Genomic DNA, 12,841 nt, shown 5'->3' on the forward strand with positions numbered 1-12,841 from the left:
TTTTAAACTTATATTTTTTAAGAATCTCTGTTTTCTAGCTGCAAATAGATGCTAGGTTATTAAACTACTAGATAATCTATCTGGATAAATTCTGTGTTATTATCGCTCTTGTTAAACGCCTTCAATTCTTCTCAAAAGCTACAACAACGCTTACAAATAAAGGGATTATCATTTTTAACTTCTGGAATACCTTTTTACCTCCAAGGAAACAGAACTTCCTCGGAGGACAAGGATATTACTTAATCACTACATATTCCAAGTCAACGAGTTTTGCATAGCTTATAATTTGGTCTGTCGTTAAATTCAATGAAACAACTGTATGATGACCACCGCCATTTTCAATCCAAGCTTTAACCCCATCCTGGAAGTTTGGCAACACTCTCCAAAGTACACGAGCCACCGGAAGATTCGGAGCTGGAGCAGTTGGCTCAAATGCAGTAACTTCATTGATCAAAAGCTTGTAATGCGTACCAAAGTCTGCCATCGAGACAACCACACCGTCTCCTGCTTTTCCGTCAAATACTAAACGTGCCGGATCCTCACGATCACCAATCCCTAATGGTGATACGATAATTTTTGGTTTGTTGCTTGCTAACGTTGGGTCTACTTCGAGCATATGTGATTGAAGAATTGATTCTTGGCCTTCAGCTAATTCATATGTGTAATCTTCCATAAATCCTGTTGATTGGTTATGGCTCATCACCTTGAGTAAACGATCAAGTGCTGCAGTTTTCCAGTCTCCTTCACCAGCAAATCCATACCCCTGTGCCATTAGACGCTGAACCGCAAGACCAGGGAGCTGTTTCATGCCATATAAATCTTCAAAGTTAGAAGTAAAGGCATTGTATCCACCATCGTCAAGGAAACGTTTAATCGCAATTTCATAGCTTGCTTGAACTTTTACGCTAGCCTCCCACTCTTCCTTACTGTATGTACCATAATCAAATTCATAAAGATTTGCATACTCCTCAAATAATGCATCAATCTCTTCTTCCTTTACAGCATTTACGTATTGTACTAAGTCTCCAATACCAAAGTAGTCCACTGTCCAGCCTAATTGGATTTGTGCTTCTATCTTATCACCATCGGTAACTGCAACATTCCGCATGTTGTCACCGAAACGAGCAACCTTGATATGGAAGCTTTCATTATAAGCAACGGCTACATCCATCCAATCTGCAATTTGCTGTTGTACTTCAGAGCGTTCCCAGTATCCGACTACAACTTTATTTTGTTTATTTAAACGTGCATTGATAAACCCATATTCACGGTCACCGTGTGCTGCTTGGTTTAGATTCATAAAGTCCATATCAATCGTTTGCCATGGAATACTTTCATTAAATTGTGTTGCTAAATGAAGCAGCGGTTTTTGCAGTAACTTTGTTCCGCGAATCCACATTTTTGCAGGTGAGAAAGTATGCATCCAAGTGATAACTCCCGCAACCTCATCACGATAGTTAACCTCTTTCATCGTGCTTGTGATTTTATCCGCATTAACAGCTAAATCCTGCAATACTAACGGATAAGGCAAAACACCGCTTTCATTTAAAGCATCTGTTATCTTTTGTGCGTTCGCTTTAACCTCTGCTAACGCTTCTTCTCCATATAGATGCTGTGATCCTACTACAAACCAAAATTCTTTTTTCCCCATTGTTGACATAATGATCCTCTTTTCGTAGTTTTATCGTTTAGTTGGATTATTTTTGCCCATAATAGGCATTTTCTCCATGTTTTCGCAGATAGTGTTTATCTAAAATTCGTTGTGGCAATACTTCAGCAAAACGATTTAATTCACGTGCAAATAAATTCATTTTTGCTACTTCCTCTAGTACAACGCTATTCATCACCGCTGATTGAACATCTTTTCCCCAAGTAAATGGAGCATGACCATGAAGCAAGACACCTGGAACTGCTAAAATATCCAATCCACGTTCCTGAAAGGTTTCGATAATTACATTGCCAGTTTCGACTTCATAGCCACGATCAATCTCCTCTTGTGTCAAGAAGCGGGCACAAGGTACCGAACCATAAAATGTGTCTGCATGCGTCGTTCCCATCGCTGGTACATCAAGGCCTGCTTGAGCCCAAATGGTCGCCCATGTTGAATGCGTGTGGACGATGCCACCAATCTCAGGGTAATGTTTATAGAGTACTGCGTGAGTCAGCGTATCCGACGATGGATTCAATTTTCCTTCCACAACATTTCCATCTAAATCAACGACTACCATATCACTAGCTTTCATAGTTTCATAATCGACACCACTGGGTTTGATAACGAATAAACCGCTATCATAATCAAATGCACTTGCATTTCCCCATGTATATTTCACGAGTCCGTATTTAGGTAAGTCTAGATTAGCTTGAAATACTTCTTCCTTCAAATGTTCCAGCACATCAATTCCTCCTGTTCTCTACTGGTAAAACCAAGTGTTCTACAGCAGTCTTCTCGATCGCTAAACCTTTCTTATATCGCTCTATAAATTCTTCAAATCCCTGAATGTCGAGTTCATCTGGATAAATTTCTTTCCCGTCAACATTTTCAAAGACTTTATTGTCAAGGAAGTCTTCTAAACTTTCATTTTGATCTTGATTTATCATATAAGAAGCTAGAATCGCAATTCCCCAGGCACCACCTTCTCCAGCTGTATCCATCACAGAAATCGGAACATTCATCGCCGCTGCAACAATTTTTTGCCCGACTACAGGAGTTTTAAATAAACCACCATGTGCTAAAATGCCATCAATGGCGACATTTTCTCCCTTTGTCAAAATATCCATGCCGATTTTCAAGGCACCAAATGCAGTAAAAAGATGCGTCCGCATAAAGTTTGCTAAATTGAAATTACTCTCTGGTGAACGAACAAATAATGGTCGGCCTTCTTCTAATCCTGTTATATTTTCACCAGAGAAATAACCATAACTGAGCAAGCCGCCACCATCTGGATCCGCTTCCAAAGCTTTATTCAGCATCACACCGAATAATTGATCTGTTTCAACCTTTTGCCCCATCGCCTCATAGAACTCACGGAACAAGCCTAGCCATGCATTGATATCACTTGAACAGTTATTTGCATGAACCATCGCGACTGGACTGCCGTTTGGTGTAGTAACCAAATCAATTTCTGGATAGACTTTCGAAAGTTCTTTCTCTAATACAATCATGGCAAAAACGGAGGTTCCTACAGAAATATTCCCTGTACGCTTCCTCACACTATTTGTAGCAACCATCCCTGTTCCCGCATCACCCTCTGGTGGACAAAACGGGATGCCTGGTTGCAGATTTCGGGATCTATCCAGAATTCTTGCTCCAACCTCTGTTAATCCCCCTGCCTGTTCTCCCGCTGTATATACCTTTGGAAGAATATCTTTAAGCTCCCAAGGATAATCCCTGTCACCAATTCGTTCATCAAACTGCTTGACCATTGATGCATTGTAGTCACCAGTTGTCTCATCAATCGGGAACATTCCCGAAGCATCTCCAATACCGATGGACTTATTTCCAGTCAGTAACCAGTGAATATATCCAGCTAAAGTGGTAATAAAGTCAATACGAGGCAAATGCTTTTCTTCATTTAATATCGCTTGATAGAGGTGAGCAATACTCCACCTTTCAGGGACATTAAATTGAAACAAATCCGTTAATTCTCTTGCTGCAACGGTGGTGGTTGTATTACGCCAAGTACGAAACGGCACAAGCAGTTCTCCAGTTTTGTCAAAGGCCATATATCCGTGCATCATGGCAGAAAATCCAATGGAACCTATTGTTCGAATAGTAATTCCATAATTACGTTCAACTTCTTGCTTCATATCGCTATAAGCTGTTTGCAGCCCAGTAATAATATCCACTAAGTTGTATGTCCAAAATCCGTTTTCCAAGCGGTTTTCCCATTCATAACTTCCAGATGCGATTGTTTCAAAACGATTATCTATCAGCACTGCTTTTATGCGTGTCGATCCGAATTCGATTCCAAGTGAGGTTTCTCCCTTAGCGATTGCTTCCTTAGTGTTTACTTGATTTGTATTCACTTTAATCCCCTCTCTGATAGCACTTTCAAAACTATTAATCAAAAGGAGGCGCTTTCCTTTTTGCTTATCTTATAAATTTGAAGTTTCTATTCTCTTAATCTATTTACAAATTTATTGTAATAGTTGTACGTACATTTGTCAATAATTAATATTTATTGTGCATACAAATTTATGTCGGTAATAAATTAACCTTTTTTTAAAATAGCAGGTGATATACTGGGGACACACGAGAACCAATCATCAACCATGAGACACAAATGTACTTATATCTTTTATTTGCTTCGAAACTATGGGAAAATATGTACATACTACTATTTAGAGATAATGAATTGGAATGTGAACAATGAAGGAAGTGAGTGACATGAAACCAAAGTATCAGTATCAAGTCATCATTGATGATATAAAAAGTAAAATACTTTCAGGAGAATATAGCGTATTAGAAAAAATTCCTACTGAAACTGCCTTGCAAGAAAAGTACAATGTAAGCCGGCACACCGTTCGTAAGGCCATTTTAGAACTATCAAATGAAGGATTCCTAAAAAGCGAAAAAGGATCCGGTACATACGTTAGCAACCAATATCAATATAAATCCAGCGCAAACCCTAATAATAGAACCATTGGTGTAATCACAACCTACATTTCTGATTACATTTTCCCATCGATTATTCGAGGAATCGAAGGAAGATTGAATGAGGAGAATTATTCCTTGTTATTAGCAAGTACAAATAATGATGTCCAACAAGAAAAAAAGGCGCTGGAAATGATGTTGTCATATGGTGTCGATGGTTTGATTGTCGAACCAACGAAAAGTAATTTATACAATCCAAATATTGCTTATTACTTATCTTTTAAGGAACAGGATATTCCATTCATCATGATTAATGCTTATTATGAAGAACTAGATGTACCTTTCTTATGTCTTGATGACGTGCAGTCAAGTTATCTTGCAACAAAGGAATTGATTTCCAAAGGACACACACAAATTGGACTTATCTCAAAAACGGATGATTTACAAGGTAAGTTTCGTATGAAAGGTTATATAAAGGCGCTTAGCGAAGCAAAATTACGATTCGAACCCGAGCATGTTTATTCTTACAACACAGAGACAAAGCAGGATTTATACTCTAACTTGATGGAATTTCTAAATAATAATAGAGACGCTATGACTGCAATAGTCTGCTATAACGATGAGGTAGGATTCATAGTGGCAAATTTATGCAGACATCTTGGTATTTCTATTCCCGAAGAATTGTCAATTATTGGCCAAGACAATTCTTATATAGCCAAAAATGCTAGCATCAAACTAACAACATTAACACACCCACAAGAACAAATGGGACGTGATGCAGCAGATTGGATTATTAAGAAATTACAGGGAAGGAAAGACTTACCGAATGAATACTATTATCAACCAGAGCTGATTGAAGGAGAAACCGTAAAAGAATTGGATGTGAAATAATCTGTTGTGAATTATGATATGGCGTTCTTACGGTTAGAGGTAGTCTTTGGTTTGCTGGTTGTCGGATCCTATTTCTTGGTTCTACGGAAGTGGGAAGGCGTAGAGGTCTTGTTATGAGGTTTGGCAAAGATTTCGCCAATACTTTCGCAATTTAAACATGTGCTACTGCTTTATTCTTGTGTTAGGCACATAGATGTAATCTAAAAACAAAAAGAAGGGACAACGAGCAGATCAAATCCGCTAATTGTCCCTTCCTCCACGTAAAACTTCCTTTTTTTGCGGGACGATGTACCTGTCCCTGCGTCCCTTTCCTGCGTCCCTTTACCAAACATAGTATAATAGATCTTCAATATCCTCCACTAAGCTTGATAGCAGCGCATCACCTAAGATATAAGAAATAAGACTGATTAATACAATTGTTGCCAGACTGAGATATACCTTTTGTCCGTTCTTATTAATGTTTGATACTTTTTCAAATACAAATAAAACAGGTACAAATGTAAACGTAAATATAACAGAAATTACTAGCGGTATGAATGTTAGTTGGTATGATCCAATTAAGCCTCCGAGCATTGCAACTACGTTTAGTGCAGTGAATGGTACGATGATGGAGCCATATTGTGCAATAATCGTTTTGAATGTTTCCTGATTTTTTGCAAATCTAATCATTGCAAATGCACTTCCAAAAGTAATGACGAATGTTATGATGACTGCTATTGCAAGTCGAGAAACTAATGCAAAAAATGGAACAGATTCTCCGAAAAAACCACCAAATGAACGCATTAATGAGTTTGTAAGAAAGTAAATACTTAATGAAAAGATAATTGCATATAATGCCAGGGTTATTAATCCATTCAGATAGTGTTTTTCATTCGATTGAAATGCACGGGTAGGATTTTTGAATAAGCTTAAAAAATAAGACCAATACTGACTTACCCCGCTTTTAATCGCTGTTGCAGTCGGTTGCGCCTGAGTTTCCAATGCTGCAGCACCAGAATTTGCAGAGCTGACGCCAGACTGCTCGATGCTTCCATTGAATTGTTCTTCACTTAAAGCTTGCTTTAGAGCTCCTCCACAAACTCCACAAAATTTACCATCCTCTTGATGATTGTTGCAATTTGAACAAACTAACATGATGAATTCTCCTTTATGTATATTAAAACCTTCTTGCTCCATGCCTTTCTCTATGTATAAAAAGCTTAAAGGTTTTTCACAATCTCACTATTTCTTTTTCATTCTATAATACTAAGACTTAATAACTACCAAAATTGATTATAGCAAAAGTTTTCTTATTTTAAAGCATATTTTATTAAATTCACTTAAATTTATTAGGACAATTGAATTATATCGAAATAAATAATAGTCATAAAGTCTTAACAAATCAAGACTAATAATCTATAATCATCTTATTGAAATAAATGACTTTTATTCCATAATTTTCTTTAGCCAATTATTTCAGGTACATACATAACAACATGAAAAAACAGGAGGAAATCATGAAAAAAAGGTTTACAGCATTATTTTTATTTATTCTTTTATTTTTAAGCGGATGTATGGGCGGAGGAGCTGCGGGAGCAGTTGAAGGCATGTACAAGGCAGCAATAAACGGGAATGGGGAACAAATTGACCAAATATTTTCACAGGCTGATGAATATGATAGTTATTATTTAGACGACCTTATCGATGAATTAGCTTCTAACGTTATGGACCAAGATGGTATCGATAATATGAAAATCAAAGAAATAAAAAGGAACATGCTAAATAAAGCAGCAGTTGAAGATCTCGATAATGAATTTGACAGCAATTGGAATTTAGTTGGCGTGCAATTAGACAAGGATTATTTGTATGTTTGGGTGTTGAAGGAAGTTAGCGGCAATTATTTTATCGTTTATGGAGAAGATTTTGATCAAGAAGAGTTTGAGGAAATGCTTAAATAAAAAATACATATAGAAGAGGGATTATCACGTATGGATAAGTTTTGTAAAGAGTGCGGGAGTTCTATAACGGATTCCTTAAACTTCTGTCAGCATTGCGGACATAAACTGGAAGCAACGAAAGAACAGCCTAAAGAAACTGCTGTAACTCGTGTCAAGCAGACAAGGAATTATACTAAAAAGCAAAAGATATTGATAAGTGCAGCGGGAGCTCTATTAATTATCATCGCTGGCTTTTACTTATGGGGGAAATCATATACTTCTCCTGAAAATACGGTGGAAAGATTCGTTGATGCATTGAATGAAAAAGATGCTGAGACCGTACAAGAACTAACGATTTTAAATGGTTCATCCATTTCAAAAGCTGAAGCAAATGCCCTAATCTCATTGGCAAAAGAAGATAAGGATTCGCTTAACCTGGATACTAGCAATCTAAAAGCTTTTTCTTCAGATAATGAATTATTTACGATCATCGATAACGGAAAATGGCTGGGCATTTTCCCACGTTACGGCTTTTCATTACTGCCGCAATATGCAGCAGTAAGTATCCCATTCGATGGGGTTGCAAGTACATTTAATGAACAGGAATTCCCAATCTTAGAGAGTGATGAGTCACAAGTTGTCTACGGGCCAATGGCTCCTGGAAAATATAGCCTGAGAAGCAGCTTTAGTGGAGAATATACAGAAGTAGAATCTGATGAATCCATAATTCTAGCAGATAGCTATAGTGATTGGGTTTCTCATAGTGTTGAGCTTGGTGCAGCTTATGTAACATTGGAGCTTTTCAATAATCACGGTGTACCCATTAAAAATGCATATATTACATTAAATAAGAAAAAAATACCATTCGACGAAGACCTTAGAATCGAATCCCTTGGTCCATTAAATCTAGATGGATCCGTTAAAGTCACGCCAACTGTCGAGACGAATTGGGGAGAGGTCGAATCAGAAAGCATCGCATTGGAAGAGACTTATTATGAAATCGGTGCGAATACATTGAGCAAGACACTGATGGATGAATTGTCAGAAGCCATTTTGTTATATGGAGAAGAATATGCCAAGGCAAATGCCTCCTATGATCCGAGTTTGTTCACCAATATTACGGATGATATGAGAGAAACCTTCCAGTATAATTTTGAGTATTACAGGGGCGAAGGTGACTATTTCTCAGGACAATTAAATTCGATCGAAGTGGATTACAATAATTTAAGATTCGATAGTGATCAGTATATTTCAGTACCTGCTAAGTTCTATTTCACCTCTGCATCTCACAGAGAAGGTGAAAAAGTAGATTTAGGCGAACGAATCGATCACACTGATGTCGAAATAATTTATGATTCAAGTGCTAAAAAATGGCTTATTAATTCCAGTTATTCTGTTGATAGCTGGTTCGATGATAACTTTACTGCAGCGACAACACTGAAAGGCTCGCAGAAATTCTATAAGGCTTCAAAAACCGCTGCTGCAACTGATAGCGAAGGAGAAGCATCAAGCACAGACTTAAACAGTGATGTTGAAGAAACAACATTAAATTATATCTATCAACTGGTCGAAGCAATTAATGCAAATGATTATGATATTGTCCGACCATATATAAAAGATGGAAGTTCACTAAATACGATGCAGCAAGACTTGGTAGATCGATTAAATGAAAGTGGAATGACACAGGAAGTAATCAGCGCATCGGTTTCGAACATTGAAGAAAATAATGGTAAATGGATTGTAACGACAGATGAAACTATCAAGCTAACCTATGAAAGCGGCGATGAAGAAACAAAGGATTATACTTGGAATTACACAGTGGAGCAAGTTGAAGAAGGAGTCGTTCTTACAGATATGGAATAGGGAGGGTCACAGGGACAGGCACCTTGTCCCAATGAATCCATTTTAATTTGTTTCGATTAATTTTTATAAGCAAAAAAAGACCAAGTGTCCTAAACACTCAGTCTAATTTAAAGTGGGACTCGGTGCCTGTCCCCTTGTCCCAAAAGGATTTGTCGCAAGTGCTATAAATAAGCCAATTCCATATTTCATCGCTTTCTCATCAGGCAAAAATCTTTCATTATGTAGCTTATGACTTCCACCCGCTTGATCCTGAACACCTAAAAAGATAAATGCACCTGGTACATGCTCTAAATAAAATGAGAAATCTTCACTGGCCATGCTTGGCTTTTCTAAATGCACCACAGCGTTTTGCCCGAATAACTTTTCTGCTAATCGACTGGCATGATCAACAAATTCTTCGGTGTTATTTGTAATTGGATAACCAGATTTATAATTGATTTTCGCTTCTAACCTTAGTGCATTAGCCATACCCTCTATTATTCTTTTAAAATCCTGAGACACTCTTTGTCTTGATTCTTTATTTATCGTTCGGACAGTCCCTTTAAAAACAGCACTTTCCGGCACAATATTAAAACCGTTTCCGGATTTTAATTCACCAATAGTAATAACAACAGAATCCAGGGGATCTGTTTCACGGCTTATTATCGATTGAAGTCCAGTAATTACTTGAGCACTCCCAACAATTGCGTCTATCCCTTGATGCGGTGCTGCACCATGACTAGCTTTTCCTTTTAAAGACACTTCAAATGAATCCATACTCGCCATTAAAGCGCCACTCTTGAAGCCAAATTGCCCAATGGGCAGTTCTGGCCAAACATGAAATCCGTAGATATAATCCACATCAGGATTTTTTAGGACATCTTCTTCAACCATACGTTTTCCACCTGCCAGCATTTCTTCTGCTGGTTGAAAGATAAATTTGATTGTACCGGAAATTTTTTCTCTAACTTGTGAGAGAGCATTCGCTGCCCCAAGCAACATTGCCATATGCATATCATGGCCACAGGCATGCATGACACCAGATTTCTTAGAAGCAAAAGATGTTCCTGTATTTTCTTGGATTGGCAATGCATCCATATCTGCTCTTAATGCAATAACAGGTCCCTTCTCCTTACCATGTAGAATGCCTACTAATCCGGTTTTGGCTATACCTGTTTTCACTTCTATCCCTAAATCGGTAAGATATTTTTTAATGACTGACAGGGTATGGTACTCTTCAAATCCAAGCTCAGGATTTTCATGAAACAATCTTCGCAAATTAACTGCATCATCGTAAACAATGGCAACTAAATCTTTTATCTCTTCCTGTGTTAAATTTGTTGAAAGCTGCAATATTTGAACCTCCCTTTTTAATGAATAGTCTTATAATAACAATTAATTAGATAGTAACATATTCATTAATATATCCCTATTAATTATGAATAATTTATGCAGCTTCCCAGCTTGTCTCTTTTCTAGATTAAAACAATCATATTGATGTACTCTATTCTATAACCTTCATTCATAGATACTTTTATCAACAATTTTTGTAAGCATCATGGACAGTAAATAACACACAATAGACGACTTAAAAAAATGTTGGTAAAGATTACAACAAGCAGTAACCTCTACCAACACTATAATCTGCTACTCTATTAATTCGGACTAACCAAAATCTTAGCCTGACTTTTATCTTCAGTTAGCAGCTCCAAGCCATCTTCCACAAGTTCATCTAGTTTTATTCTTCTTGTGATTACTTTTCTCACATCAAGCTTGCCTTCAGCAATGGATTTAATAACTGTTGGAAAATCATTTGCATATGCAAGACTAAATTCGATTTTTGCTTCTTTAAACAGCAATGCATTCGGATCGATAGAAACCTCTTTTGAAAATCCAGCAACTACTAACAGTGTCCCTTTCTTTCTAAGCGCTGCCAAGGCACTTGTAAATGTAGGCTGTGCTCCAGCAGCTTCAAAAGCAACCTCAACACCTTTTCCTGTTATAGCCATAATTTTTTCTTCAGCATTCTCTTCCATAGGATTAATTACATGTGTGGCACCCAATTCTTTTGCTTTTTCCAAACGTTCTTGAGAAATATCGACAACAAAGGTTTCTGCTGCCCCGGCAGCTTTTGCACATAATAACAAAAGAAGACCAATCGGACCTGCACCAAAGATTGCTGCAGACTCCCCAACCTTTAATCCGCTATTTCTGACAGCGTGAAAAGCAACAGCAGTTGGCTCTACTAGTGCACCTTCTTCAAGTGACATCGTTTCAGGCAGTTTATGAAAATGTTTTGCATCAGCAACAGCAAACTCTGCAAATCCACCATCATCACTCAAGCCCAAGAAGCCTACATTTGAAACCTCACAAAGATTATAATCCCCTTTACGGCAATATTCACATGCTCCACAATATAAAATTGGTTCGATTGCTACATTATCACCAATCGATACATTCGTGACACCTTCCCCAACCTCTGTTACAGTACCAGAAAATTCATGCCCTAAAACAAGCGGAACTTTTCGCTTCGAAATGGCATGTTCTTCATATGCTACACCTAATCCATGATGATATGCATGAAGATCACTTCCGCAAATGCCTGTCCAAGCCACTTTAACCTTCACTTTTCCTTTTGTTACCTCTGCTACCTCAACATCTTCAATTCTTACATCTTTTTCCCCGTATATAACTGCTGCTTTCATTCTTTCTTCCTCCCTTTGATAATTAGCTATTACACCTCTGTCTGCCATTATTTCACTATGTATGAGCAGACAGAATGGATATATGTTGGTCCTTTTATGTTTACGCTTTCATTATAACACTAGTTAAATAGTATTGGGTATTTATATGCTTTTAAATAAAAATGAAACTTAGATTGATTAATTTTATAAAGCCATTTAACTTCAATTTAATTACTTCTAATGAATTTTCTACTAATATTATTCGTCTATTTAATCGATAACGGGATGTAAATTTAAAAATCTTAACTAATTCTATTCAAATTCTATAGAAACAAAAACAGCCATAGGTTGATTTCTCTAACCTATCGCTGTTTTTTTATAATAATAAAATATAATTGCATTATGCTGCTGTATTTCTAACAGATTTGTTATCAGGTTGTGATGCATTTACCATTAAGAATATAGCGGAAAGAATATGCATAATCATGCCAACGACTGGAATCCAACCAACGCAGGATGTAATGATCCCTAAAATACTACCAACTGACTTACCTTCATCCTTTTTAGTTAATACTAATGTAATAATATGTAAGATTAACATTACCAATAGTGGGGTCCAATAAAGAGAAATGATGAATGCTCCACCAATTAATGGTATTGCTAAGAATGCTTCGAACGCTCCAGTTACCCATTTTAAAATTCTTGATACTGACAATTAATTTCACCTCCTATTAAAACTAAGCCTATAGTACCATAACCTTTTTACTAAGTCGATACATATTAAAAATATTAAAATAATCTTAATATATTCATTCAGGTTAAAGCAGGGTAGTTCCAAGTATCCCTTTCAGCAAAGGGGAACTATCCCTGCGTTCTTCAACCAACAAGACTCCACCTTAGACCACTAAAAATCC

10 protein-coding genes are annotated in these 12,841 nt (G+C 37.1%); 3 read left to right on the forward strand and 7 right to left on the reverse strand.

Annotated features, from left to right (window positions below):
• Nucleotides 1-235 precede the first annotated feature (235 nt).
• From araA to CUC15_RS16490, 3 genes are read right to left on the reverse strand one after another with little or no spacing between them, the layout of a single operon-like run.
• Nucleotides 236-1,660 carry an L-arabinose isomerase gene (gene araA / locus CUC15_RS16480; RefSeq protein ID WP_114917710.1) on the reverse strand — a complete coding sequence of 475 codons (1,425 nt, stop codon included), beginning with the start codon at nucleotides 1,658-1,660 and terminating at the stop codon, nucleotides 236-238.
• Between the two features lie 37 nt (nucleotides 1,661-1,697).
• A complete protein-coding gene (locus CUC15_RS16485) occupies nucleotides 1,698-2,393 on the reverse strand; it encodes an L-ribulose-5-phosphate 4-epimerase (RefSeq protein ID WP_114917711.1) in 696 nt (231 codons plus the stop codon).
• A gap of 1 nt (nucleotide 2,394) precedes the next feature.
• A complete protein-coding gene (locus CUC15_RS16490; protein ID WP_114918489.1) occupies nucleotides 2,395-4,026 on the reverse strand; it encodes a xylulokinase in 1,632 nt (543 codons plus the stop codon).
• Between the two features lie 361 nt (nucleotides 4,027-4,387).
• Between CUC15_RS16490 and CUC15_RS16495 the strand changes: the two genes are divergently transcribed.
• Nucleotides 4,388-5,485 carry a GntR family transcriptional regulator gene (locus CUC15_RS16495; protein ID WP_114917712.1) on the forward strand — a complete coding sequence of 366 codons (1,098 nt, stop codon included), beginning with the start codon at nucleotides 4,388-4,390 and terminating at the stop codon, nucleotides 5,483-5,485.
• 321 nt (nucleotides 5,486-5,806) lie between these two features.
• Here CUC15_RS16495 and CUC15_RS16500 read toward each other — a convergent pair whose 3' ends face one another.
• Nucleotides 5,807-6,619 carry a DUF6574 domain-containing protein gene (locus tag CUC15_RS16500; RefSeq protein WP_114917713.1) on the reverse strand — a complete coding sequence of 271 codons (813 nt, stop codon included), beginning with the start codon at nucleotides 6,617-6,619 and terminating at the stop codon, nucleotides 5,807-5,809.
• Between the two features lie 362 nt (nucleotides 6,620-6,981).
• Between CUC15_RS16500 and CUC15_RS16505 the strand changes: the two genes are divergently transcribed.
• Both CUC15_RS16505 and CUC15_RS16510 read left to right on the forward strand, forming a co-directional pair.
• A complete protein-coding gene (locus tag CUC15_RS16505) occupies nucleotides 6,982-7,422 on the forward strand; it encodes a hypothetical protein (RefSeq protein WP_114917714.1) in 441 nt (146 codons plus the stop codon).
• Between the two features lie 30 nt (nucleotides 7,423-7,452).
• The gene (locus tag CUC15_RS16510) at nucleotides 7,453-9,264 is read left to right on the forward strand and encodes a zinc ribbon domain-containing protein (protein WP_114917715.1); all 1,812 of its coding nucleotides are present in this window, start codon (nucleotides 7,453-7,455) and stop codon (nucleotides 9,262-9,264) included.
• A gap of 102 nt (nucleotides 9,265-9,366) precedes the next feature.
• Here CUC15_RS16510 and CUC15_RS16515 read toward each other — a convergent pair whose 3' ends face one another.
• The 3 genes from CUC15_RS16515 to CUC15_RS16525 all read right to left on the reverse strand — a co-directional run bounded on the left by CUC15_RS16515 (nucleotide 9,367) and on the right by CUC15_RS16525 (nucleotide 12,642).
• Nucleotides 9,367-10,596 (reverse strand): M20 metallopeptidase family protein, encoded by a 1,230-nt coding sequence (locus CUC15_RS16515; RefSeq protein ID WP_242985889.1) that lies wholly within the window; start codon nucleotides 10,594-10,596, stop codon nucleotides 9,367-9,369.
• 302 nt (nucleotides 10,597-10,898) lie between these two features.
• Complete coding sequence (locus tag CUC15_RS16520; protein WP_114917717.1) at nucleotides 10,899-11,948, reverse strand: 2,3-butanediol dehydrogenase; 1,050 nt, start codon at nucleotides 11,946-11,948, stop codon at nucleotides 10,899-10,901.
• Between the two features lie 379 nt (nucleotides 11,949-12,327).
• Complete coding sequence (locus CUC15_RS16525) at nucleotides 12,328-12,642, reverse strand: hypothetical protein (protein ID WP_114917718.1); 315 nt, start codon at nucleotides 12,640-12,642, stop codon at nucleotides 12,328-12,330.
• Nucleotides 12,643-12,841: the final 199 nt, after the last annotated feature.

Source organism: Oceanobacillus zhaokaii, assembly GCF_003352005.1.
GTDB classification, from domain to species: Bacteria; Bacillota; Bacilli; order Bacillales; family Amphibacillaceae; genus Oceanobacillus; species Oceanobacillus zhaokaii.